22 protein-coding genes are annotated in these 22511 nt (G+C 68.0%); 17 read left to right on the forward strand and 5 right to left on the reverse strand.

Annotation, left to right across the window (positions count from 1 at the left end):
• Window positions 1-76 precede the first annotated feature (76 nt).
• The 7 genes from VRZ77_RS04535 (at window position 77) to VRZ77_RS04565 (ending at window position 6835) form a co-directional block, all read left to right on the forward strand.
• Window positions 77-604 (forward strand): N-acetyltransferase family protein, encoded by a 528-nt coding sequence (locus VRZ77_RS04535; protein WP_414591518.1) that lies wholly within the window; start codon window positions 77-79, stop codon window positions 602-604.
• A gap of 6 nt (window positions 605-610) precedes the next feature.
• A complete protein-coding gene (locus tag VRZ77_RS04540; RefSeq protein ID WP_414591472.1) occupies window positions 611-1504 on the forward strand; it encodes a DMT family transporter in 894 nt (297 codons plus the stop codon).
• Between the two features lie 140 nt (window positions 1505-1644).
• Window positions 1645-2883 (forward strand): ABC transporter substrate-binding protein, encoded by a 1239-nt coding sequence (locus VRZ77_RS04545; RefSeq protein ID WP_414591473.1) that lies wholly within the window; start codon window positions 1645-1647, stop codon window positions 2881-2883.
• Window positions 2884-2898: 15 nt separating this feature from the next.
• Window positions 2899-4797 (forward strand): ABC transporter permease, encoded by a 1899-nt coding sequence (locus tag VRZ77_RS04550; protein WP_414591474.1) that lies wholly within the window; start codon window positions 2899-2901, stop codon window positions 4795-4797.
• On the forward strand, window positions 4794-5561 hold the full coding sequence (locus tag VRZ77_RS04555; protein ID WP_414591475.1) for an ABC transporter ATP-binding protein: 768 nt from the start codon (window positions 4794-4796) through the stop codon (window positions 5559-5561). Before VRZ77_RS04550 ends, VRZ77_RS04555 begins: the two co-directional genes overlap by 4 nt.
• Window positions 5558-6286 carry an ABC transporter ATP-binding protein gene (locus VRZ77_RS04560; RefSeq protein ID WP_414591476.1) on the forward strand — a complete coding sequence of 243 codons (729 nt, stop codon included), beginning with the start codon at window positions 5558-5560 and terminating at the stop codon, window positions 6284-6286. Before VRZ77_RS04555 ends, VRZ77_RS04560 begins: the two co-directional genes overlap by 4 nt.
• Before the next feature lie 174 nt (window positions 6287-6460).
• Entirely contained in the window at window positions 6461-6835 is a 375-nt protein-coding gene (locus VRZ77_RS04565; RefSeq protein ID WP_414591477.1) for a MarR family winged helix-turn-helix transcriptional regulator, read from the forward strand.
• A gap of 2 nt (window positions 6836-6837) precedes the next feature.
• On the opposite strand, the gene VRZ77_RS04570 is transcribed toward VRZ77_RS04565, so the two are convergent.
• A complete protein-coding gene (locus tag VRZ77_RS04570; RefSeq protein WP_414591478.1) occupies window positions 6838-7581 on the reverse strand; it encodes an aspartate/glutamate racemase family protein in 744 nt (247 codons plus the stop codon).
• Window positions 7582-7818: 237 nt separating this feature from the next.
• Here VRZ77_RS04570 and moeB point away from each other — a divergent pair, with 237 nt between their 5' ends.
• Window positions 7819-8658, forward strand: coding sequence for a molybdopterin-synthase adenylyltransferase MoeB (gene moeB / locus VRZ77_RS04575; protein WP_414591479.1), 840 nt, complete (start codon window positions 7819-7821; stop codon window positions 8656-8658).
• A gap of 9 nt (window positions 8659-8667) precedes the next feature.
• Here moeB and VRZ77_RS04580 read toward each other — a convergent pair whose 3' ends face one another.
• A complete protein-coding gene (locus tag VRZ77_RS04580; RefSeq protein ID WP_414591480.1) occupies window positions 8668-9669 on the reverse strand; it encodes a 2-hydroxyacid dehydrogenase in 1002 nt (333 codons plus the stop codon).
• Between the two features lie 332 nt (window positions 9670-10001).
• Between VRZ77_RS04580 and VRZ77_RS04585 the strand changes: the two genes are divergently transcribed.
• Both VRZ77_RS04585 and VRZ77_RS04590 read left to right on the forward strand, forming a co-directional pair.
• Window positions 10002-10481, forward strand: a complete 480-nt coding sequence (locus tag VRZ77_RS04585; protein WP_414591519.1) for an SH3 domain-containing protein — start codon at window positions 10002-10004, stop codon at window positions 10479-10481.
• Between the two features lie 70 nt (window positions 10482-10551).
• On the forward strand, window positions 10552-10941 hold the full coding sequence (locus VRZ77_RS04590) for a DUF4440 domain-containing protein (RefSeq protein ID WP_414591481.1): 390 nt from the start codon (window positions 10552-10554) through the stop codon (window positions 10939-10941).
• A 97-nt stretch (window positions 10942-11038) separates the two neighbouring features.
• Here the strand turns inward: VRZ77_RS04590 and irrA are convergent, their stop codons facing one another.
• The gene (gene irrA, locus VRZ77_RS04595) at window positions 11039-11569 is read right to left on the reverse strand and encodes an iron response transcriptional regulator IrrA (protein WP_414591482.1); all 531 of its coding nucleotides are present in this window, start codon (window positions 11567-11569) and stop codon (window positions 11039-11041) included.
• 374 nt (window positions 11570-11943) lie between these two features.
• Here irrA and fabA point away from each other — a divergent pair, with 374 nt between their 5' ends.
• The 3 genes from fabA (at window position 11944) to fabI (ending at window position 14686) form a co-directional block, all read left to right on the forward strand.
• Window positions 11944-12450 (forward strand): 3-hydroxyacyl-[acyl-carrier-protein] dehydratase FabA, encoded by a 507-nt coding sequence (gene fabA, locus VRZ77_RS04600; protein WP_414591520.1) that lies wholly within the window; start codon window positions 11944-11946, stop codon window positions 12448-12450.
• Window positions 12451-12579: 129 nt separating this feature from the next.
• The gene (gene fabB, locus VRZ77_RS04605) at window positions 12580-13803 is read left to right on the forward strand and encodes a beta-ketoacyl-ACP synthase I (protein WP_414591483.1); all 1224 of its coding nucleotides are present in this window, start codon (window positions 12580-12582) and stop codon (window positions 13801-13803) included.
• A 37-nt stretch (window positions 13804-13840) separates the two neighbouring features.
• Window positions 13841-14686 carry an enoyl-ACP reductase FabI gene (fabI, locus tag VRZ77_RS04610; protein ID WP_414591484.1) on the forward strand — a complete coding sequence of 282 codons (846 nt, stop codon included), beginning with the start codon at window positions 13841-13843 and terminating at the stop codon, window positions 14684-14686.
• A gap of 33 nt (window positions 14687-14719) precedes the next feature.
• On the opposite strand, the gene VRZ77_RS04615 is transcribed toward fabI, so the two are convergent.
• Complete coding sequence (locus tag VRZ77_RS04615; protein ID WP_414591485.1) at window positions 14720-15577, reverse strand: prephenate dehydratase; 858 nt, start codon at window positions 15575-15577, stop codon at window positions 14720-14722.
• 14 nt (window positions 15578-15591) lie between these two features.
• A complete protein-coding gene (locus tag VRZ77_RS04620) occupies window positions 15592-16332 on the reverse strand; it encodes a 3-deoxy-manno-octulosonate cytidylyltransferase (RefSeq protein ID WP_414591486.1) in 741 nt (246 codons plus the stop codon).
• Between the two features lie 225 nt (window positions 16333-16557).
• On the opposite strand from VRZ77_RS04620, the gene VRZ77_RS04625 reads away from it, so the two are divergent.
• The 4 genes from VRZ77_RS04625 to VRZ77_RS04640 all read left to right on the forward strand — a co-directional run bounded on the left by VRZ77_RS04625 (window position 16558) and on the right by VRZ77_RS04640 (window position 22511).
• On the forward strand, window positions 16558-17205 hold the full coding sequence (locus tag VRZ77_RS04625) for a c-type cytochrome (RefSeq protein ID WP_414591487.1): 648 nt from the start codon (window positions 16558-16560) through the stop codon (window positions 17203-17205).
• A 202-nt stretch (window positions 17206-17407) separates the two neighbouring features.
• Window positions 17408-19348 carry an extracellular solute-binding protein gene (locus VRZ77_RS04630; protein WP_414591488.1) on the forward strand — a complete coding sequence of 647 codons (1941 nt, stop codon included), beginning with the start codon at window positions 17408-17410 and terminating at the stop codon, window positions 19346-19348.
• A gap of 14 nt (window positions 19349-19362) precedes the next feature.
• Entirely contained in the window at window positions 19363-21261 is a 1899-nt protein-coding gene (locus tag VRZ77_RS04635; protein WP_414591489.1) for an extracellular solute-binding protein, read from the forward strand.
• 143 nt (window positions 21262-21404) lie between these two features.
• A complete protein-coding gene (locus tag VRZ77_RS04640) occupies window positions 21405-22511 on the forward strand; it encodes a microcin C ABC transporter permease YejB (protein ID WP_414591490.1) in 1107 nt (368 codons plus the stop codon).

Raw genomic sequence — 22511 nt, forward strand, 5'->3', positions numbered from 1 at the left:
CGCGCGAACATAGTCCGCGCGCGATCGATCTTCGACGCAAGGCCGGCCCGGTGGCCGGGATTTTATCGTGGTGCCCATGCATATCCGTGCAGCGATGCATATCCGTCCGGCGACCGACGGGGATGGCGACGCCATCGCCGCGCTGATCGAGGCGGCCTTCGCCGAATATGACGGCTGCCTGTTCGATCGCGCCGCCGAATTTCCCGAGCTCGACGCCGTCGCCAGCCATTTCGCGGGGCGCGGCGGCATCATCTGGGTCGCGGAGCTGGACGGCGCGGTGGTGGGCTCGCTCGCACTCTCCCCCAGCCGGGATGCGGATGCCGTGCCGGGCACGTGCGAGATCACCAAGGTCTATGTCTCCCGCACGGCCCGCCGGAGGGGCATTGCGCGGGCGCTGTTCGAGACCGCCCGCGCGGAGGCGATGGCGCGCGGCGCGCCGGAAATCCGGTTGTGGACCGACACCCGCTTTCTCGACGCGCATCGTTTCTATGAAACCTGCGGCTTCCGGCGGGGGGTGGGCGCGCGCGAGCTCCACGACATCTCCGCCACCTGGGAATATCCCTACGCCCTGGCGCTCACGCCCGCGCCGGTTTCCGAAAGCTGATCCGCCATGCCCGCTTTCGTCTCAAGCCCCGCCCTGTCGGCGGTGGCCGGCATCGGCCTGCTCTCGGTCATGGACGGGCTGATCAAATACGTCGCGGCCGATTTCGGCACCGGGCAGCTGGTGGTGATGCGCTATCTGTGCGGCACGCTGGTCGCGCTCGTCGTGTTCAAGGCGATGGGCACGCGATGGCCGGACTGGCGCACGGTGCGCCCCCATGCCTGGCGCTCGGTGGTGGTGGCGGGCACGGCGGTGTGCTTCTTCTACGCGCTCTCGGTGCTGCCGCTGGCCGTGGTGCTGGCGCTGTCCTTTACCTCGCCGATCTTCATCGCGCTGTTCGCGGCCTTGATGCTCGGCGAGCGGCCGGGCGGGGCGGTGCTCGCCGCGCTGGGGCTCGGCGTCGTCGGCGTGATCGTGGTGCTGTGGGACGAGCTCGCCCGCGCCAATGCCGGGGCAAACGGGCTCGGCATCGCCGCCGCCATTGGCTCGGCGATCACCTATGCGCTCTCCATGGTGACGCTGAAGAGCCGGGCCGCGCGCGATCCTTTGCCGACCATCGTCCTGTTGCAGAACGCGCTGTCGGGGCTGCTGGTCGCGCCGCTCGGACTGATGGGCTGGAGCGCGCCGTCCATGGGCGAACTCGCCGTGTTCGCGTTGATCGGCCTGCTCGGCACCGCCGGTCATCTGTGCATGGCCTGGGCCTATGGGCGGGCGGATGCCAGCCGGCTCGGCGTGCTGGAATACACCGCCTTCGTCTGGGCGGTGGCGATCGGCCTGTTCGCCTTCGGCGAGGTGCCCACGGTCAGCACGCTGGGCGGCGCGGCGCTGATCGTCGTCGGCGCGCTGCTCGCCTCGCGGCACCCCGCCGCGATCAAGGAGCCCGAGATCGAGATCGGGCCGTGACGCCTCCCTTGCCACGCCATTCCGCGAAGAGGGTGGACGCGGCCTCCCCGCGCGATAGTTTAATCCTGATCCCCGACCGGCTGCCCGAACCCTCGCGAAAGCGCATGGCGGGCGGCGCGCTTCCAAGCGGAGACCTGCCCATGCGCCGATCCATCCTGCCGCGCGGCCTCACCCTCCGGGCGGCCCTCGGCCCGCTCTGCGCCGCCGCGCTCGCCCTCGGCCTCGCGGTTCCGGGCGCGCGGGCGGCCGAGCCGATCCGCATCGGCGAGCTGAACAGCTACAAGGCGCAGCCCGCCTTCCTCGCGCCCTATCGCAAGGGCATGGAGCTGGCGGTGGAGCAGATCAATGCCGCCGGCGGCATTGACGGGCGCCCGCTCGAACTCGTCATCCGCGACGATGGCGGCAATCCCGGCGATGCCGTCCGCGTCGCCGAGGAACTGATCACCCGCGAGAAGGTCGACGTGATCGCCGGCACCTTCCTGTCCCATGTCGGGCTGGCGGTGGCGGGCTTCGCCGACAAGCGCAAAGTGTTTTTCCTCGCCGCCGAGCCGCTGACCGACAAGATCACCTGGTCCGACGGCAACCGCTACACCTTCCGCCTGCGTCCCTCGACCTACATGCAGGTGCAGATGCTGATGCCGGCGGCGGTGGAAAAGAAGGCGAAGCGCTGGGCCATCGTCTATCCGAACTATGAGTACGGCCAGTCCGCCGCCGCCACCTTCAAGGAGAAGCTGAAGGCGGCTCAGCCCGATGTCGAATTCGTCGCCGAGCAGGCCACTCCGCTCGGCAAGCTCGATGCCGGCCCGGTGGTGCAGGCGCTGGCGGACGCGAAGCCCGACGCGGTGTTCAACGTGCTGTTCGGGCCGGACCTCGCGAAGTTCGTGCGCGAGATGACGGCGCGCGACGCGCTGAAGGACACGTTCTTCGTGTCGCTGCTGTCGGGCGAGCCGGAATATCTCGACCCGCTGAAAAGCGAGGCGCCGGTCGGCTGGGTGGTCACCGGCTATCCCTGGTATGACATCCCCACCCCGGAGCATAAGGCGTTCCTCGACGCCTACCAGAAGGCCTATGGCGAGCCGCCGCGCCTCGGCTCCATCGTCGGCTACACCGCGATCACCTCGCTGGCCGCCGGGCTGAAGAAGGCCGGGAGCACCGATCCCGAAAAGCTGGTCGCCGCCTTCGAGGGTCTGGAGGTCGCCGGCCCGTTCGGCCCGTTCCAGTACCGCGCCAGCGACCATCAGGCGACCATGGGCGCCTTCGTCGGCCACATCGGACTCAAGGACGGCGGCGGCGTGATGCTCGATCCCGCCTATGTCGACGGGCTGAGCGTGCTGCCCTCCGACGAGGAGGTGAAGAAACTGCGGCCGGCCGCGCCCTGACCGGCGGCGCCCGCGATGGCCATCGATGCGCTCGCGTTCCAGGCGGTGAACGGGCTGGCCTCGGCCTCGGGGCTGTTCCTCGTGGCCGCCGGCCTGTCGATCATCTTCGGTGTCACCCGTATCGTGAACATGGCGCATGGCTCGTTTTACATGTTCGGGCTCTACATCGCCGTCACGGTCGCGGACCGCCTGCCCGCGCCGTTCGATTTCTGGGGCGGGGTGCTGGTCGCGGTGGCGCTCACCGCGCTGATGGGCGCGCTGGTGGAAATCGTGCTGCTCCGCCGCATCTACCGCGCGCCGGAGCTGTACCAGCTGCTCGCCACCTTCGCGCTGCTGCTGGTGATGAACGACGCGGCGCTGTGGCTGTGGGGACCGGAAGACCGGCTCGGCCCGCGCGCCGCCGGGCTCACCGGCACGGTGGAACTGCTCGGCCGGCGGCTGCCGGTCTATGACATCTTCCTCGCCCTCGCCGGCCCTGCGGTGCTGGTCGGGCTCCATTTCCTGCTGACGCGCAGCCGGTTCGGCCGGCTGATCCGCGCCGCGACGCAGGACCGCGAGATGGTCGCCGCCCTCGGCGTCAACGAGGCGGTGCTGTTCACCGCCGTCTTCGCGCTCGGTGCCGGGATTGCGGGGCTGGGCGGCGCGCTGCAGATGCCGCGCGAACCGGCCAGCCTGACGCTGGACCTCGCCGTGCTGGGCGACGCCTTCGTGGTCGTGGTGATTGGCGGCATGGGCTCGATCCGCGGCGCCTATGTCGCCGCCGTCATCGTCGCGCAGGTCAAGGCGCTGTGCATCGCGCTCGGCACGGTGGAACTGGGCGGTCTCGCCTTCAACATGTCGAAGCTGACCCTCGTCGCCGAATTCCTGGTGATGGCGATCGTGCTGGTGGTGCGCCCGCACGGGCTGTTCGGGCGGCCGGCGCCTGCCGCGCGCGCCCATGCCGCCGCTATCGAGGCGCCGCTGGTGCCGCTGGGTACGCCGGGCCGGGCTTGTGCGCTGGCGGTGATCCTTCTGTTCGCCGCGCTGCCGCTCGGCGGCGACGCCTTTCCCTATGCGACGGTGCTGGCGCAGGACGTGCTGGTCGCCGTTTTGTTCGCCGCCTCGCTGCATTTCATCATGGGGCCGGGTGGCATGGCCTCGTTCGGCCACGCCGCCTATTTCGGGCTCGGCGCCTATGGCGCGGCCTATGCCTTCCTCACTCTCGGCGTCTCGACACCGGCGGCGCTGGTGCTCGGCCCGGCCGTCGCCGGCGTCGGCGCGGTGGTGTTCGGCTGGTTCAGCGTGCGGCTGGAGGGCGTGTATTTCGCCATGCTGACGCTCGCCTTCGCGCAGATCGTGTGGTCGGTCGTGTTTCAGTGGGAAGACGTCACCGGCGGCTCCAACGGCCTCTTCGGCGTCTGGGCGGATGGCGTGCTGGAAAGCCCGACGGCATTCTATCTCATCAGCCTTGCGCTGGTCGTCATCGGCATCGTGGCCCTGCGCCGGCTTGCCTTCGCCCCCTTCGGCCATGCCTTGCGGGCGGCGCGGGACTCCGCGTTGCGCGCACAGGCCAGCGGCATCGACATCACCCGCGTGCGCTGGCTCGCCTTCATCATCGCCGGCACGCTGTGCGGGCTCGCGGGCACGCTGTTCGCCTTCGCCAAAGGCTCGATCTCGCCCGAGGCGATCTCGGTCGGGCGCTCCATCGACGCGCTGGTGATGGTGCTGCTCGGCGGCGTGCAGAGCCTGCTCGGCCCGCTGTTCGGCGCGAGCGCCTTCACCCTGCTGCAGGACGCGGTGATGCGCGAGACCGCGTATTGGCGCGCACTGCTCGGCGCGCTGATGATCGCGGTCGTGCTGCTGTTTCCCGGCGGCATTGCCGGCGGGCTCAGCGACATCGCTTCCCGGCTGCGGCGCGCGGGAGGGGCGGCATGAGCGCGCCGGTGCTCTCGGTCGACGGGCTCGCCAAATCCTATGGCGGCGTGCGCGCGCTCGACGGGGTGAGCTTCGACATACGGCCCGGCGAATTGCTGGCGCTGATCGGGCCGAACGGGGCGGGAAAATCCACCTGCTTCAACATCGTGAACGGCCAGCTCCGCCCCGATGCTGGCACGGTGCGCATTCTCGGACGGAACGCCACCGGCCTTCCGCCGCGCGCCATCGCCCGGCTCGGCGTCGGGCGCACCTTCCAGATCGCCGCCGTGTTCGGCTCGATGACGGTGGCGGAAAACGTACAGACCGCCTGGCTCGCCGCGCATCGCACCGTGTTCGCCTTCTGGCACCCGCTGGCAAACCGCCACCGCGCCGAGGCGCTGGAGCTTCTGGAACAGACCGGCATGGCGGCGCTCGCCGACCGGCCCGCCGCCTCGCTCGCCTATGGCGACGTGAAGCGGCTCGAACTCGCCGTGGCGCTGGCCGGCAATCCCAAGCTGCTGCTGATGGACGAGCCGACGGCGGGCATGAGCACGCCGGAGCGCGGGGCGCTGATCGCGCTGGTGAAGTCGCTCACCACCGAGCGCGGGCTTGCCGTGCTGTTCACCGAGCACTCCATGGACGTGGTGTTCGGCCATGCCGACCGGGTGATCGTGCTCGCGCGCGGCCGGCTGATCGCCGATGGCGGCGTCGAGGCGGTGCGCAACGATCCCAGGGTGCGCGAGGTCTATCTCGGCAGCGGGCTGGCGAGCGGAGAGCGGCAATGAGCGCGGCGCCCGGGCTTGAGATCGAGGCGCTGGACGCCTGGTACGGGGCGGCGCGCATCCTGTTCGGCGTCTCGCTGCATGTGGGGCGAGGCGAGGCGGTGGCGCTGATCGGGCGCAACGGGGCCGGCAAGTCGACCACCATGAAGGCGATCATGGGGCTGGCGACGCGCCGGGCCGCACGCCTTGAGTTTGAGGGCCGCGACCTGAGCACGCTGCCGACCCATGTCATCGCCCGTCATGGAGTCGGCTACGTACCGGAGGACCGGCGGATCTTCACCGAGCTTACCGTTGCGGAAAACCTCGATATCGGCCGGCGTCCCCGCGCCGCCGGCGCGGCGCCGGACCTGCCGGACTGGACGCCGCAAGCGCTGTTCGCGCTGTTTCCCAACCTCGCCGACATGCAGGACCGGCCGGGCGGCGCCATGTCCGGCGGCGAGCAGCAGATGCTCGCCATCGCCCGGACGCTGGTCGGCCATCCGCGCCTTCTGCTGCTGGACGAGCCGTCCGAGGGCGTGGCCCCGGTCATTGTCGACCAGATGATTCATGCGTTGCACACGCTCAAGCGTGCCGGCCTCTCGCTTCTGGTGGCGGAACAGAATCTCGCCTTGTGCCGTTCTCTCTGCGACCGTGCCTACGTCATCGAGCAGGGCGAGGTGCGCTGGTACGGTGCGATGGCGGAACTGGACCCGGACGAACTGTTCCGTGGCGCGGGTGCCGACCCGTAAATTAAGTGAAGGCGCAGCTGAAATCGGCTATTTGCGAGCCGGCTTAGTTATGCTCTCTTGGGCTCCGATATTGCGGGGGCAATGGAATGGTGGCTGATAGTCCTCCGGAGGATGACGACACCGGCATGGACACACCTCCCCCCCTACCGGCTCGACGAGCAGGTGGGCTTCCTCATGCGTGTCGCCAATCAGCGTCACACCGCCCTGTTCGCCGAGCGCATGATCGAGGGGCTGACGCCGCCGCAATTCGCCACGCTGGCCAAGCTGCGCGAGATCGGCCCCTGTTCGCAGAACCGGCTCGGGCGGCTGATCTTCCTCGACGCCGCGACCATCAAGGGCGTGGTCGACCGGCTGAGCGGGCGGGGGCTCGTGATGACCGCCGACGACCCCAGCGACAAGCGCCGCCGCGCGGTCGGGCTGACCGCGCACGGCCAGTCGGTCGCGGATGCGGCGATAGAGGTCGCGCGCGAGATCACCGAGGCGACGCTGGAGAAGCTGTCCCTGCGCGAGAAGAAGCAGGTGGTCGAACTGCTGCGCAAGCTCGGCTGAACCTATCCGCGCGGCGCGAAGGCCGCGAGCAACCCCGCATAGGGCTTGGCGCGCGGGGCGGCATAGGCGCCGGACTTCGAGGTCGCGAGCCCGATCCGCGCCAGCCCTTCCGCCAGCATGACCGCGCTCACCACACCGTCGATCACCGGCACGCCATGCTCCTCGCCGAGCGAGCGGGCAAGATCCGCCATCCCCGCGCAACCGAGGACCACCGCCTCGGCATGATGCTCACGCACGACGGCGGCAATCTCGGCGGAGATGCGGGCGCGGGCATTCGAGCCCGGATCCTCCAGCTCCAGCACCGCGACATCCGAGGCGCGCACCGCGCAGCAGCGCCGGGCGAGGCCGTAGCGCTCCAGATTGGCCTCGATCACCGGCACCGAGCGCTGCAGCGTGGTCACTACCGCGAAGCGATGGGCGATCAGGCTGGCCATGTGGAACCCGGCCTCGCCGATCCCGACCACCGGAGCCGGGCTCAGCGCCCGCGCCGCATCGAGCCCGGTATCGTCGAAGCAGGCGATGATGTGGGCATCCACCCCGCCCTCCGCGGCATCGGCCTGCGCGATGGCCTGGAGCAGCCCCGGCAGGGCAAGGGCGTCGTCATAATAGCCCTCGATCGAGGCCGGCCCCATGGCGGAGGTCGCCTCGACGATGCGGGTCTCCCCCCCCGCCACGCGCCGCGCGGCGGCGGCGATCTTGTCGGTCATCGAGACGGTGGTGTTCGGATTGACGAGATGGATGCGCAAGGAGGTGCCCGGAGCCGCTGGAAAAGGAAGGTTCGTTCTAGAACCCTTCCCGTCCGGATGGAACATGCGAACGATCGGCAGGTGCTCTGGTTTCCGATAGCGGGGACCAGCGCGGAGCGGTATTGCTGGATGCCTGCGGCGGAGAGAACCTGTCCGCCCTTCCCATCTGCCCGATTCGCGGCGCAGGCCGGCCCTGGGCAATGGCGCCGGGCCGCGCGATGATTATATGGCGCTATCATGAGCACGCACCCCGCCCCCGCCTCCCGCCCCTCGCTGTTCTCCTCCGAGGAGGTCGAGCGCTATGCCCGCCATCTCGTACTCGGCGAGGTCGGCGGACCGGGCCAGCAGAAGCTGAAGAAGGCGAGCGTGCTGGTGGTCGGCGCCGGCGGTCTCGGCGCTCCGGCGCTGCTCTATCTCGCGGCGGCGGGCGTGGGACGGCTGGTGGTGGTCGACGACGACGTGGTGTCGCTGTCCAACCTGCAGCGGCAGGTGATCCATGCGACGCCCGATATCGGCAAGCCGAAGATCCAGAGCGCGGGCGAGGCGGTGAACCGGCTCAACCCGCATGTCGATTTCGTCGGCGTCGATTCGAGGCTCGACGCCGATAATGCGATGGCACTGATCGGCGACGCCGACGTGGTGATCGACGGCTCCGACAATTTCGCGACGCGCTATCTGGCGGCCGATGCCTGCGCGCTGGCCGGCAAGCCGCTGGTGACGGCCGCGCTCGGCCGCTTCGATGCCACGGTGACGACGCTGCGCCCGCATGAGCGCGCGCCGGACGGCACGCCCAATCCGACCTATCGCTGCCTGTTCCCGGAACCGCCGCCGCCCGGCACCGTGCCGAGCTGCGCGGAGGCCGGCATTCTCGGCGCGCTGGCCGGCACCGCCGGCTCGCTGGTGGCGCTGGAGGCGATCCGCGCCATCACCGGCTTCGGCGAGGGGCTGGTCGGTCGGCTCTTGATGATCGACACGCTCACCATGCGGTTCGAGACGCTGAGCTATGGATGGGACCCGGACAACCCGCTAACCGGGACACATCCGACGATCACCGACCTCTCGCATCACCGGCGCTGAGCGCCGCCGTCACAGCATCGACGGCAGCACGCGGTCGGGCGGGCGGTGGCCATCCATGAAGGCGCGGATGTTCACGATCACCTTCTCGCCGGTATCGACGCGCGCTTCGACCGTGGCCGAACCCATATGCGGCAGCAGCACCACCTTGCCCGCGCGGGCAAGGCGCAGGAGGCGCGGGCTCACTGCCGGCTCGCGCTCGAACACGTCGAGCCCCGCGCCCGCGAGTTCCCCGGTCTCGATCATGCGGATCAGCGCGCTCTCGTCGATCACCTCGCCGCGCGCGGTGTTGACGATATAGGCGTCGCGCCGCACCAGCTTCAGCCGGCGCGCCGAGAGAAGATGGAAGGTCGCGGGCGTGTGCGGGCAGTTCACGGACAATATGTCCATGCGCGCCAGCATCTGGTCGAGGCTGTCCCAATAGGTCGCCTCCAGTTCCTCCTCGATATGGGACGGCAGCGGATGGCGGTTGTGATAGTGGATCTGCAGGCCGAAGGCGCGGGCGCGGCGCGCCACCGCCTGGCCGATGCGGCCCATGCCGATGATGCCGAGGCGCTTGCCCCAGATGCGATGGCCGAGCATCCAGGTCGGCGACCAGCCGGGCCACACCCCGTCCTGCTCCTTGATGATCGCCGCGCCCTCGGTGAGGCGGCGCGGCACGGCGAGGATCAGCGCCATGGTCATGTCGGCGGTGTCCTCTGTGAGGACGCCGGGCGTGTTGGTGATGGTGATGCCGCGCGCGCTGGCGGCGGCGACGTCGATATGATCGACGCCATTGCCGAAATTGGCGATCAGCTTGAGGTTGGGCCCGGCGGCGGCGAGCACCTCGGCGTCGATGCGGTCACAGATCGCCGGCACCAGAACATCCGCCATGCCCGCCGCCTCGGCGAGCTGGGCCTGGGTCATCGGCTTGTCCTCGACATTGAGCCGGGCGTCGAACAATTCGCGCATCCGGGTCTCGATCTTGTCCGGCAGCTTGCGCGTGACCACGACGAGCGGTTTTTTGCGGGCCATGCTGATCCCCCGTGAGAATTCGGAAATCCCTGTGTGAATCGCACGCCGCGATCAAGGTCCCGTTAACGCTGAGGGCACACAATCGCGCGCAACCGGGCGACGCGTTCATTAGCAGACAGGTCGGCGTAACACAAAAATGCACCGGTTTGCGGTGCACGCGTCGGTCAGGATCCGGCGGAGGCGGCGCGCCACGGCGCGCGGCCCGCACCGGGCGGCAATGGGTGAAGTGAACGATGCACAGCATAAGGCTTCGGAACGGGGCGAAGCTTCGGAACGTGACGAAACGGGCAGGACTCGCCGCGCTGGCACTGGCGGGCGGCCTTGCCGGCGGCATGCTGGCCGCTCCGCTCGCGGCCGGCGCGCAGGAGGCGGCGGTCGGGCGGACCTCCGGCCTGCCGGTGCCGCGCTTCCTCTCGCTCAAGGCCGACAAGACCAATGTCCGCGCCGGCCCGACCAAGGACCATGCGGTCGCCTGGGTGTTCACCCGCGCCGGCCTGCCGGTGGAGGTCACCGCCGAGTTCGAGACCTGGCGGCGCATCCGCGACGCGGACGGCGCGGAGGGCTGGGTCTACCATTCCATGCTGTCGGGGCGGCGCACCGCGCTGGTCGGCCCCTGGCTGAAGGACGGCCCGACGCCGCTTCATGCCAGTCCCGATGCCGATTCGGCGGTCCGCGCGCGGCTCGAACCCGGCGTGCTGGGCAAGCTCGACAAATGCGACGGCAAATGGTGCCACTTCTTCGACGACGGCTTCGACGGCTTCATCGAGCAGGAAAAGCTTTGGGGCGTCTATCCGGGCGAGAAGCTGGAGTGAGGTGACGGCCGGACACCGGCGCGTCCCGCATGCGGACGCGGGTGACCGACAATCCGGTGAGCGTCGACCCATGAATGAGGGCGAACTGGCCTCGGAACTCAGGCGCCTCGAAGAGGCGCTTCTCAGCGCAGATATCCGCACCGATGGCGAGCGCGTCGCTCAGCTCCTCGCGGAGGATTTCCTTGAGTTCGGAAGCTCCGGCCGTCGCTATGACAGACAGGCCGCGATCGCCGGCCTCCTCGACGAGCCCCATGGGCTGCCGACAACCCGGGTGATCGAGGATTTCGCGGCGCGGCGGCTGGCCGACGGGCTGGCGCTGGTCACCTATACCGTCATTCGCCGCACCGCGGGCGTGCCGGAACGGCGCAGCCTGCGCAGCTCGTTATGGCGCCGGGAGACCGGAGGCTGGCGGATGTGCTTCCACCAGGGAACCATCATCCCGGAGCCCCCCACGGCCTGACCGCCGTGATAGCCTCCTTGCCGCTCGCCCATTCCGCGGCCAACAAAAAAGCCGCCCGATCGGGCGGCTTCTTCGTGTTCCAGCAGGCGAAAAGCCGTCACGCCCGGCGTTTGGGGCGCAGGCGGACCACCACGTCGATGCGGGCGATCTCGTAGCCTTCCGGCGCCTCAGGCACGCGCTCGACCTCGACTTCCGCGCTGGGAATGTCGACGAGGTTGTTCTCGCCTTCCAGGAAGAAGTGGTGGTGGTCGGTCGGGTTGGTATCGAAATAGGTCTTGGAGCCATCCACCGCCAGCTCGCGCAGCAGGCCGGCCTCGGTGAACTGGTGCAGCGTGTTGTAGACCGTGGCCAGCGACACCGGGAAGCGCGCCTTGATCGCCTCCTCGTGCAGGATTTCCGCCGAGACGTGGCGGTCGCCCTTGGCGAACAGCAGCCAGCCGAGCGCGAGGCGCTGGCGGGTCGGACGCAGCCCGACATCGCGCAGCATGTGGCGCACGTCGTGGAACGGGCAGCCGGTGCGGCTGTTGCCCGCGCCGTCGCGCAGCCGGGCGACCGGAAGCACCGCCTCCTCGTCGTCGACCACGACGCGGGACACGGCAACAGGGTGAGGACGAAGACCTTCGCTCATCTTTCGTTCCGACATACCGTCAATCCGCGCTCCGTCGCCGCCAGATGTGGGACGACGGAACGCCGATATTCGTTCGCTGATGGTGCCCATGGCTTGAAACCACCGCAGGCACACGGATTTTTCAAAAGGGATTATACCCGCACCCCGTCGCCTCGGGCAATATCGCGGCAGATGATAGTAATTATTCCAAACTGGCACGGTGCCGGCACGGCAGGCCGCCGTGTCACCTTCTGTCGTCGCCGTGACATTTTGAACGGCGCGCGCGCGCGGGAGGCGACTTTGAGGGCGACTGCCCCTGTGTTAGGAAGCGCCGATCGTATGGGCTGAAAGGCCCGTTCCGGCGCGAAACATCAATGTTGGGTGACAAGAAGACGATGGGTGAGCGGCAGACAAGCTTCAGCTACGACGAACTGCTCGCATGCGGGCGTGGAGAGCTTTTCGGCGAAGGCAATGCGCAGCTCCCGCTGCCGCCCATGCTGATGTTCGACCGCATCACCGAGATTTCGGAGACCGGCGGGGCCAATGGCAAGGGTTTCATCCGTGCCGAGCTCGATGTCCACCCGGATCTGTGGTTCTTCGCCTGTCACTTCCAGGGCGACCCGGTCATGCCCGGCTGCCTCGGCCTCGACGCGATGTGGCAGCTCGTCGGCTTCTATCTCGGCTGGCTCGGCTCCCCCGGCCGCGGCCGCGCGCTGGCGACCGGCGAGGTCAAGTTCACCGGCCAGGTGCTGCCGACCGTCAAGAAGGTGGTGTACGGCATCGACTTCAAGCGCGTCATGCGCTCCAAGCTGGTGCTCGGCATCGCCGATGGCTGGCTGGAGGCAGACGGCGAGGTGATCTACCGCGCCAGCGATCTCAAGGTCGGCCTGTTCCAGACCTGAGCCTTTCTCGCCCGCGCGCCACATTTTCGCCCAGGCGGGCGGACCGGCGCTGGCCAGCAACCCTCTTGCGCGATGGGGCGGACAGCGCCATCGCGCGGGCTCCGAGCAGTCTTTAGGAAGGATCCGCCTATGCGCCGTGTGGTCGTGACCGGTATGGGCATCGTCTCATCGATCGGCAATTCCACCCAGGAAGTGCTGGCCTCGCTGCGCGAAGGCAAGAGCGGCATCACCCGTGCCGAGAAATACGCCGAGCTGGGCTTCCGCTCTCAGGTGCAGGGCGCCCCGCAGCTCGACGCGAGCGAGATCGTCGACCGCCGCGCCATGCGCTTCCACGGCGGCGGCACCGCCTGGAACCATGTCGCCATGGAACAGGCGATCCGCGATTCCGGGCTTGAGGAGAACGAGATTTCCAACGAGCGCACCGGCCTCGTCATGGGCTCGGGCGGCTCCTCCACCCGCACCATCGTCGAAGCCGCCGACATCACCCGCAAGAATTCCAGCCCGAAGCGCGTCGGCCCGTTCGCGGTGCCCAAGGCCATGGGCTCCACCGCCTCGGCGACGCTCTCCACCTGGTTCAAGATCAAGGGCGCGAGCTATTCGATCTCGGCGGCCTGCGCCACCACCAATATCTGCATCGGCAACGCCGCCGAGCAGATCATGTACGGCAAGCAGGACATCATGTTCGCCGGCGGCTGCGAGGACCTCGACTGGACCCTCTCCTGCCTGTTCGACGCCATGGGCGCGATGTCCTCCGACTATAATGACCGCCCGGCGGTCGCCTCGCGGCCCTATGACAAGAACCGCGACGGCTTCGTGATTTCCGGCGGCGCCGGCGTGCTGGTGCTCGAAGAGCTGGAGCATGCCAAGGCCCGCGGCGCGCGGATCTATGCCGAGGTGATCGGCTACGGGGCCTCTTCGGATGGCGCCGACATGGTGGCCCCCTCCGGCGAGGGCGCCGCGCGCGCCATGAGGCTAGCGCTCAACGGGGTGAAGGGCGGGATCGACTACATCAACCCGCACGCCACCTCGACACCGGTCGGCGACCTCAAGGAAATCGAGGCGATCCGCGCGGTGTTTGGCGACACGTGCCCGCCGATCTCCGCCACCAAGTCGCTCACCGGCCATTCGCAGGGCGCGACCGGCGTGCATGAGGCGATCTACTCGATTCTCATGATGCAGAACGGCTTCATCGCCGCCAGCGCCCATATCGACGAGATCGACCCCGCCTTCGCCGACATGCCGATCGCCCGCGAGCGGATCGACAATGTGAAGCTCGGCCGCGTTCTGTCCAACGGATTCGGTTTCGGCGGCACCAACGCGGTGCTCGTCCTCCAGCATCCCGACGCCGCCTGACCCACCGTCGCGCCACCGCGCTTAAGGAGTGCAGATAATGGGCCTCATGCAGGGCAAGCGCGGACTCGTGATGGGTGTCGCCAATGATCATTCCATCGCCTGGGGCATCGCCAAGGCGCTGGCGGCACAGGGCGCGGAACTCGCCTTCACCTATCAGGGCGAGGCGCTGGGCCGGCGCGTCAAGCCGCTCGCCGCCTCGCTCGGCAGCGACCTGATGCTGCCCTGCGACGTCGAGGACCTCGATTCGGTCGACGGCGTGTTCGCGGCGCTGGCGGAAAAATGGGGCAGCATCGACTTTCTGGTCCACGCCATCGGCTTCTCCGACAAGAACGAATTGAAGGGCCGCTACGCCGACACCACGCGGGCGAACTTCACCCGCACCATGGTGATCTCGTGCTTCTCCTTCACCGAAATCGCCAAGCGCGCGGCCGCGATCATGCCGAAGGGCGGCTCGATCATCACGCTCACCTATGGCGGCTCTACCCGCGTGATGCCGAACTATAATGTGATGGGCGTCGCCAAGGCCGCGCTGGAAGCGAGCGTGCGCTACCTCGCCGCCGATTACGGCCCGCAGGCCGTTCGGGTGAACGCGGTCTCGGCCGGGCCGGTGCGCACGCTGGCGGGCGCCGGCATCGCCGATGCGCGGCTGATGTTCAACTACCAGAAGCGCAACGCCCCGCTGCGCCGCACCGTCTCGATCGAGGAAGTGGGGGGCGCCAGCCTCTATCTGCTCTCCGACCTGTCGAGCGGCGTCACCGGCGAGGTGCACTTCGTCGATTCCGGCTACAACATCATGTCGATGCCGAGCACCGACACGCTCAAAGCCATGGAAGAGGTCGAGGCCAAGGCGGAAGCCGCCGGCGGCGAGGTCGCGGCGGAGTGACGGGCGGCGGCGTGCTCCGCCGCCGGCACGACCTCAATATTTCGCGGCCAGCGCGATCCGGTAGGGATGCGCGGGATAGACGCCCAGGATCCGCAGCTCCTTGGAGAAGAACGCCAGTTCCTCCAGCGCCAGCTTGAGCGAGCGGTCGTCGGGATGGCCGACCACATCGGCGTAGAACTGGGTGGCGAAGAACTCGCCGTCGAGCTGGTAGGATTCCAGCTTGGTCATGTTCACGCCATTGGTGGCGAAGCCGCCCAGCGCCTTGTAGAGCGCGGCCGGCACGTTCTTCACCCGGAACACGAAGGTGGTGACGGTCGGGCCGTTTCCGGCCGGTGCCCACTCGCCTTCGCGCGCGAGGATGATGAAACGCGTGGTGTTGTGCGCCTCGTCCTCGATGTTCTCGGCGATGATGTCGAGCCCGTAGATCTCGGCGGCGAGACGCGAGGCAATGGCGGCCTGCGTCGGATCGCCGGCCTCGGCGATCTTGCGCGCCGCGCCGGCGGTATCGGCGCCGACCACCGCCTTGAGGCCGAGCTTGCGGATGATGTTGCGGCACTGGCCGAGCGCCATGACATGGCTCTCCACCGTCTGCACGGTCGCGAGCGAGGCGCCCGGCACCGCCATCAGCTGATGCGACAGCGGCAGGAAGAACTCGCCGATGATGTTGAGCCCCGAGGTCGGCATCAGATGGTGGATATCCGCCACGCGGCCGGCGACCGAATTCTCGATCGGGATCATGCCGAGATCGGCCTCGCCATTCTGCAGGGCGAAGAACGCGTCCTCGAAGGTGGCGCAGGGCACCGCCTCGAAATCGGGGAACACCTCGCGGCAGGCGATGTGCGAATTCGCTCCGGGCTCGCCCTGGAACACGATGGTGCGGCGCGTGGTCATGTCGGTACTGTCCGTCAGTTCTTCGCTTCGAGCGCGAGGAGTTCCCGCGCCTTGATCAGGTCATCCGGCGTGTCGACGCCGAGCGGCACGGTGTCGACCACCGCGACGTCGATGCGCATCCCCGCCTCCAGCGCGCGCAGCTGCTCCAGCTTCTCGCGGGTCTCCAGCGCGGAGGGCGGCAGGCTCACGAAGCGCTCCAGCGCCGCGCGGCGATAGGCATAGAGGCCGATATGGTGGAACAGCGGGCCGTCGCCGTAGGGCGCCGTGGCGCGGGTGAAGTAAAGCGCGCGCAGGCGCGTGGCCGAGAGCGGGCTGCCGACCGCCTTCACCACATTCGGATTGGTGCGCTCGGGCGCGTGGGTGATCTGCGCGGCGAGCGTGCCAATGTCGACCGCCGGCTCGTCCAGCAGGTCGAGCGCGGCGCGAATCAGCGCGGGATCGATGGTCGGGAGGTCGCCCTGCACGTTCACCACATGCTTGGCGCGGCCGTGCGGGTCGACATGGCCCAGCGCCTCGAAGATGCGGTCGGAGCCGGAAGCATGGTCGGCCCGGGTCATCACCACGTCGAATCCGGCGGATTTCACCGCCGCGCGCACATCCTCGTCGTCGGTCGCGACCACGACATGGCCGATATCCGCCGCGGCGGAACGCCGCGCCACCTCGACGATCATCGGCCGGCCGCCGACATCGGCGAGCGGCTTGCCGGGCAGCCGCGTCGACGCCATGCGGGCTGGAATGAGTATAAGTGTGTCCATGACGGACTTTTGCCTGCCTTGCCGTGGAGTTGGGCCGACCGCCGCGCCCGCGAAACAGTGGCGAAACGTAGCAATCGCGGGGCGCTTATACGGGTTGCACGCCAACCGTCAAAATGATTAGTTCCCGCCCGCCATTGGCGGCCGGGCGATGTGGCTGTTAGATTGTGCGGGGTGCCGCGGGCCAGCCGGATGGCCCGCGATGCCGGGTGAGGGAGCCGATATTTCATGAACAGCTTCGAGCTGAACAAGATCGCTGGTGCCGTGCTGGGCGTGCTGACGTTCACGCTGGCGCTGAACGTGTTTTCGGGACTGCTGTTCACGTCGCACGCGCCTGAGACGCCCGGCTTCGTCATCGACGTGCCGGAAGCCGGCGCCGGTGCCGCGCAGGCGGCCGCCCCGGCCGATGTGCCGCTGCCGCAGCTCCTGGCCGCCGCCAGCGTCGAGAAGGGCGCCGCCGCCGCCAAGAAGTGCGCCGCCTGCCACAACTTCGTGGAAGGCGCGGGCGCCAAGGTCGGCCCGGACCTCTACGCCGTGGTGAACCGCCCGATCGCGAGCGCGGAAGGCTTCGCCTATTCCGCCACGCTGAAGGCGCATGGCGGCACCTGGACCTTCGAGGAGCTCAACGCCTTCATCAAGAACCCGAAGGCCGACATTCCCGGCACCGCCATGGGCTTCGCCGGCATCGCCAAGGACACCGAGCGCGCCGACCTGCTGGTCTATCTCAACTCGCTCTCGCACAGCCCCGCGCCGCTTCCCGCGGCCGATGCGGCCCCCGCCGCTCCGGCAAGCGAGGCTCCGGCTGCTCCGGCGGGCGAGGCGCCTGCTGCTCCCGCAGGCGAGGCGCCTGCCGCCCCGGCTCCGGCGGCTCCCTGAGCCTCAAAGTACCGCGCTGTCCCAGCGTCATTCACGATCACGTCAGGCCGGCCGCACTTTTGTGCGCCGGCCTTATTCTTTTCCGAACGCTGCCGTTCATACTGGCCGGTAACGCGCTGCGTCCACGCGGCCGAACCACCTGCCTCCGAACGATGCGCCGCACCAAGCGGCCGAAACGCCACGATGTAAGGAAAAGTGCCGCATGAGCCTCCGCCCGCGCCGCCTGCCCGCCGCTCTGCACATCGTCGCTCTGCCCGCCACTGCCCGCCGTCGCACGGCGCTGCTGGGCACGGCGCTTCTCGGCCTCGCGTTGCTGGCCCCGCCCGCCTTCGCGCAGGAGAGCCCGGCACCGGCGGCGCCGGCGCAGGAGGCCGCTCCGCAATGGCGCCATGGCGTCTCGCTGATGGGCGAGCCGAAATACCCGGCGGATTTCAAGCATTTCGACTATGTGAATCCGCAGGCGCCCAAGGAAGGGCTGGTGCGGCAGTCCGCCAGCGGCACCTTCGATTCGCTCAACGACATCATTCCGCGCGGCACCCCGGCGGCCGGGCTCCAGCTGATCTACGACACGCTGATGGCCCCCGCCGCCGACGAGGTGGCGACCGAATACGGCCTGCTGGCGGAGGCGGTGCGCTATCCGGCGGACTTTTCCTCGGTCACCTATCGCCTGCGCCCGGAAGCCAAGTGGCATGACGGCCAGCCGGTGACGCCCGAGGACGTGGTGTTCTCCTTCGAGGCGCTGACCAAGAACAACCCGCGCCAGGCCTATTACTACAGCCACGTCAAATCCGCGGAGAAGACCGGCGAGCGCGAGGTCACCTTCACCTTCGACCAGGCGGGCAATCGCGAACTGCCGCAGATCGTCGGCCAGCTGCGGGTGATGCCCAAGCACTGGTGGACCGGCACCGACGCCAGCGGCAAGCCGCGCGACATCAGCCAGGGCACGCTGGAAATCCCGCTCGGCTCCGGTCCCTACAAGGTCAAGCAGGTGATCCCGGGCCGCTCGATCTCCTTCGAACTGGTGGACAGCTATTGGGGCCGCGACCTGCCGGTGAACATCGGCACCAATAATTTCCGCGAGCAGCGCTACGAATATTTCCGCGACAGCACGGTCGAGCTGGAAGCCTTCAAGGGCGACCAGTACGACTTCAACATCGAGACCTCCGCCAAGGACTGGGCCACCGCCTATAATTTCCCGGCGGTGAAGGACGGTCGCGTGGTGCTGGAAGAATTCCCGGTGCGCAATTCCGGCGCGATGCAGGCCTTCATCCCCAATCTGCGCCGCGAGAAGTTCCAGGACCAGAAGGTGCGCCGGGCGCTGAACTACGCGCTCGACTTCGACGGCATGAACCGCACCTTGTTCTTCGGGCAGTACAAGCGCACCTCCAGCTATTTCCAGAACACCGAGCTGGCCTCCTCCGGCCTGCCGCAGGGCAAGGAGCTGGAGATACTGGAAGGCGTGCGGGACAAGATCCCCGCCAGCGTGTTCACCACGCCCTACACCAACCCGGAAGGCTGGAGCGAGGGCCTGCGGCGCGGCAATCTGCGCGAGGCGGCCAAACTGCTGCGCGAGGCCGGCTATGAGGTGAAGGACGGCAAGCTGCTGAACGCCAAGGGCGAGCCCTTCACCATCGAAATCTTGCTGGCGAACCCCGCCTTCGAGCGCGTGGCGCTGTTCTACAAGCCCTCGCTGGAGCGGCTCGGCATCACGCTGAACGTCCGCCAGGTCGACACCTCGCAATACATCAACCGCCTGCGCGCCCGCGACTTCGACATGATCATCTCCGGCTGGGGCCAGTCGCTCTCGCCGGGCAATGAGCAGCGTGACTTCTGGGGCTCGGAAGCGGCCGACCGCGAGGGCTCCTCGAACTATGCCGGCATCAAGGACCCCGGCATCGACGCGCTGATCGAGAAGGTGATCTACGCCAAGGACCGCGAGGAGCTGGTGGCCGCCACCCGCGCGCTCGACCGGGTGTTGCTCGCGCATGAATATGTGATCCCGAGCTGGAACTACCCGAACGTCCGCACGGCGCGCTGGAACCGCTTCGCCCATCCCGAAAAGCTGCCGGAATACTCCTTTGCCTTCCCCGACATCTGGTGGTGGGACGCCGCGCTCGCCGCCAAGACGGGCGGTGCGAAGTGAGCCGGGGGCGCGACGTGAGGAAGGCGCCGCGCGCGGTGCTGAACCGCCGCCAGCTTCTTGCCCTCAGCGCCTCGCTCGGCGCCGGTGCCGGCCTGCTCGCCAGCGGCGCGGGCCGCGCGCTCGCCCAGCCGGCGCCCGCCATGGGGCCGGAGACGCACGGCCTGTCGGCCTTTGACGACCTGAAATACCCGACCGATTTCCTGCATTTCGACTATGTCGAGCCGGACGCGCCCAAGGGCGGCATGTTCTCGCAGATCGGCTCGACGGCGGCCTATAACCAGTCGTTCAACACCTTCAATTCGCTGAACGGCTACATATTGAAGGGCGACGGCGCGCAAGGCCTCGACCTGACCTTCGACAGCCTGATGACCCGCGCGCTCGACGAGCCGGACGCGGTTTACGGCCTCGTCGCGAAGACGGTCTCGTTCTCCCCCGACGGCACGCTCTACCGCTTCCGCCTGCGGCCGGAGGCGCGGTTCCATGACGGCAGCCCGCTCACCAGCGCCGACGTGGTGTTCTCGCTGCTGATGCTCAAGCTGAAAGGGCACCCGATCATCGCGCAGAATCTGCGCGACGTGACCAGCGTCACCGCCGATGGCGACGATGTGGTGGTGGTGCGTTTCGCGGCCAAGCGGGCGCGCGACGTGCCGCTGGTCGTCGCCTCGCTACCGATCTTCTCCAAGGCCTATTACACGGCAAAGCCGTTCGACGAGAGCTCGCTGGAGCCGCCGCTCGGCTCCGGCCCCTACAGGATCGGCCGCTTCGAGCCGGGGCGGTACATCGAATATGAGCGCGTCGCCGATTATTGGGGCCGCGATCTGCCGGTGAATGTCGGAATCAACAATTTCGACCGCCAGCGCTTCGAGTATTTCCGCGACCGCGAGGTCGGGTTCGAGGCGTTCAAGGCGCGCGCCTATCTGTTCCGCGAGGAATTCACCTCCCGCACCTGGGCGACCGGCTATGATTTTCCGGCGCTGCGCGAGGGCAAGGTGAAGCAGGAAGTGCTGCCGGACGACAATCCCTCCGGCGCGCAGGGCTGGTTCCTCAATCTGCGCCGCCCGCAATTCTCCGATCCGCGGGTGCGCGAGGCGCTGTCCTACGCCTTCGATTTCGAGTGGACCAACAAGAACCTGATGTTCGACGCCTATAAGCGTACGGTCTCGTTCTTCCAGAATTCCGACCTGATGGCGGAAGGCCCGGCCGCGCCGGACGAGATCGCGCTGATCGAGAGCCTCGGCTCCAAGCTCAAGCCCGCTGATATCGAGGTGCTCAAGGCCGAGCCTTGGTCGCCGCCGGTTTCCGACGGCTCGGGGCAGGACCGGACCCTGCTGCGCAAGGCGACGGCGCTGCTGCGCGAGGCGGGCTGGACCATCAAGGACGGCCAGCTGGTCGATGCCAAGGGCACGCACTTCACCCTGGAGTTCCTCGACGACGAGGGCTCGCTGGAGCGCCACACCGCGCCCTTCATCAAGAATCTCAAGGTGCTCGGCATCGCCGCCAATTTCCGCCTGGTCGACGCCCCGCAATATCAGCGCCGGCTCAACAGCTTCGACTTCGACGCCACGGTGCGCCGCTTTTCGGTTTCCACCGTGCCGGGGGAATCGCTGCGCAATTTCTTCGGCTCGCGCGCCGCCGCCATGGCCGGCTCCAACAATCTGTCGGGCATCGCCGATCCGGTGGTCGACCTGCTGATCGAACAGGTCATCGCCGCCGACACCCGCGACAAGCTGAAGACCGCCTGCAAGCTGCTGGACCGGCGATTGCGGGCGGGGCGCTATTGGGTGCCGCAATGGTATTCCGGCGCGCACCGCATCGCCTATTGGGACGTCTTCGAGCGCCCCAAGGCCGAGCGGCCGACCTATGCCCGCGCCATTCCCGACACCTGGTGGGCCAAGGCCGACCAGCCGGGATAAGCCGCAACCTGAACGGACGTTAAGTTGACGGCGCCTTCGGCGCCCGCCACTTTGAAACCACTCTCAAACTCTGTTCCGCAGAGAGATTTCAGGCCGCCGGGTGACCCCCACCCGGCCGGAAATTCCCCAGGAAGCGCGTCCGCATGCTGGCCTATATCGTCCGACGCATCGCGCTGATGATCCCGACCATCATCGGCATCATGCTGATCTCCTTCGTGGTGGTGCAGTTCGCCCCCGGCGGGCCGGTGGAGCGCGTCATCGCCCAGATCACCGGCGAGGGCACCGACGCCACCGCCCGCGTCACCGGCGGCGGCGGCGATTTCGGCAGCGCGCAGCAGGGCGGCTCGGGCGGCGACGTCTCCTCCTCGAAATATCGCGGCGCGCAGGGGCTCGATCCGGCCTTCATCAAGGAGCTGGAAAAGCAGTTCGGCTTCGACAAGCCGGCCTATGAGCGCTTCGCGCTGATGATGTGGAACTATGCCCGCTTCGATTTCGGGCGCTCCTATTTCCGCGACATCTCGGTGATCGACCTCATCAAGGAAAAGATGACGGTCTCGATCTCGCTCGGCCTGTGGATGATGCTGATCACCTACGCGATCTCGATCCCGCTCGGCATCGCGAAAGCCGTGCGCGACGGCTCGCGCTTTGATGTATGGACCTCGGCGGTCATCATCGTGGGCTATGCGATCCCGAGCTTCCTGTTCGCGATCCTGCTGATCATCCTGTTCGCCGGCGGGTCGTTCTTCTCGTGGTTCCCGCTGCGCGGGCTCACCTCGGACAATTGGGACCAGCTCTCGCTGACCGGGAAGGTACTGGATTATTTCTGGCACCTCGCGCTGCCGATCATCTCCATGGTGCTCGGGGCCTTTGCCACCATGGCGCTGCTGACCAAGAATTCGTTCCTCGACGAAATCCGCAAGCAATATGTCGTTACCGCGCGGATGAAGGGGCTTTCCGAGCGCGCGGTGCTGTATCGCCATGTATTCCGCAACGCGATGCTGATCATCATCGCCGGCTTTCCGGGCGCCTTCGTCGCCGCCTTCTTCTCCGGCTCGCTCTTGATCGAGACCATCTTCTCGCTGGACGGGCTCGGCCTGCTCGGCTTCGAGAGCGTCCTCAACCGCGACTATCCCGTGGTGTTCGCCAATCTCTACATCTTCTCGCTGGTCGGCCTGGTGGTGAACCTGATTTCCGATCTCACCTATACCTGGGTCGATCCGCGCATCGACTTCGAGACGCGGGATGTCTGA

The sequence above is a fragment of the Ancylobacter sp. G4_0304 genome (genome assembly GCF_047501495.1).
Lineage (GTDB): Bacteria > Pseudomonadota > Alphaproteobacteria > Rhizobiales > Xanthobacteraceae > Ancylobacter.

Excerpts from the sequence above, each read along its gene's own strand:
- moeB (WP_414591479.1), top strand. The coding sequence starts at position 7,819 with ATGAGCACGCACCCCGCCCCCGCCTCCCGCCCCTCGCTGTTCTCCTCC.
- VRZ77_RS04630 (WP_414591488.1), top strand. The coding sequence starts at position 17,408 with ATGAGCCTCCGCCCGCGCCGCCTGCCCGCCGCTCTGCACATCGTCGCT.
- VRZ77_RS04535 (WP_414591518.1), top strand. The coding sequence starts at position 77 with ATGCATATCCGTGCAGCGATGCATATCCGTCCGGCGACCGACGGGGAT.
- fabB (WP_414591483.1), top strand. The coding sequence starts at position 12,580 with ATGCGCCGTGTGGTCGTGACCGGTATGGGCATCGTCTCATCGATCGGC.
- VRZ77_RS04540 (WP_414591472.1), top strand. The coding sequence starts at position 611 with ATGCCCGCTTTCGTCTCAAGCCCCGCCCTGTCGGCGGTGGCCGGCATC.
- VRZ77_RS04560 (WP_414591476.1), top strand. The coding sequence starts at position 5,558 with ATGAGCGCGGCGCCCGGGCTTGAGATCGAGGCGCTGGACGCCTGGTAC.
- VRZ77_RS04580 (WP_414591480.1), bottom strand. The coding sequence starts at position 9,669 with ATGGCCCGCAAAAAACCGCTCGTCGTGGTCACGCGCAAGCTGCCGGAC.
- VRZ77_RS04615 (WP_414591485.1), bottom strand. The coding sequence starts at position 15,577 with ATGACCACGCGCCGCACCATCGTGTTCCAGGGCGAGCCCGGAGCGAAT.
- VRZ77_RS04545 (WP_414591473.1), top strand. The coding sequence starts at position 1,645 with ATGCGCCGATCCATCCTGCCGCGCGGCCTCACCCTCCGGGCGGCCCTC.
- VRZ77_RS04565 (WP_414591477.1), top strand. The coding sequence starts at position 6,461 with ATGCGTGTCGCCAATCAGCGTCACACCGCCCTGTTCGCCGAGCGCATG.
- VRZ77_RS04640 (WP_414591490.1), top strand. The coding sequence starts at position 21,405 with ATGCTGGCCTATATCGTCCGACGCATCGCGCTGATGATCCCGACCATC.
- irrA (WP_414591482.1), bottom strand. The coding sequence starts at position 11,569 with ATGAGCGAAGGTCTTCGTCCTCACCCTGTTGCCGTGTCCCGCGTCGTG.
- VRZ77_RS04550 (WP_414591474.1), top strand. The coding sequence starts at position 2,899 with ATGGCCATCGATGCGCTCGCGTTCCAGGCGGTGAACGGGCTGGCCTCG.
- fabA (WP_414591520.1), top strand. The coding sequence starts at position 11,944 with ATGGGTGAGCGGCAGACAAGCTTCAGCTACGACGAACTGCTCGCATGC.
- VRZ77_RS04625 (WP_414591487.1), top strand. The coding sequence starts at position 16,558 with ATGAACAGCTTCGAGCTGAACAAGATCGCTGGTGCCGTGCTGGGCGTG.
- fabI (WP_414591484.1), top strand. The coding sequence starts at position 13,841 with ATGGGCCTCATGCAGGGCAAGCGCGGACTCGTGATGGGTGTCGCCAAT.
- VRZ77_RS04555 (WP_414591475.1), top strand. The coding sequence starts at position 4,794 with ATGAGCGCGCCGGTGCTCTCGGTCGACGGGCTCGCCAAATCCTATGGC.
- VRZ77_RS04590 (WP_414591481.1), top strand. The coding sequence starts at position 10,552 with ATGAATGAGGGCGAACTGGCCTCGGAACTCAGGCGCCTCGAAGAGGCG.
- VRZ77_RS04620 (WP_414591486.1), bottom strand. The coding sequence starts at position 16,332 with ATGGACACACTTATACTCATTCCAGCCCGCATGGCGTCGACGCGGCTG.
- VRZ77_RS04585 (WP_414591519.1), top strand. The coding sequence starts at position 10,002 with ATGCTGGCCGCTCCGCTCGCGGCCGGCGCGCAGGAGGCGGCGGTCGGG.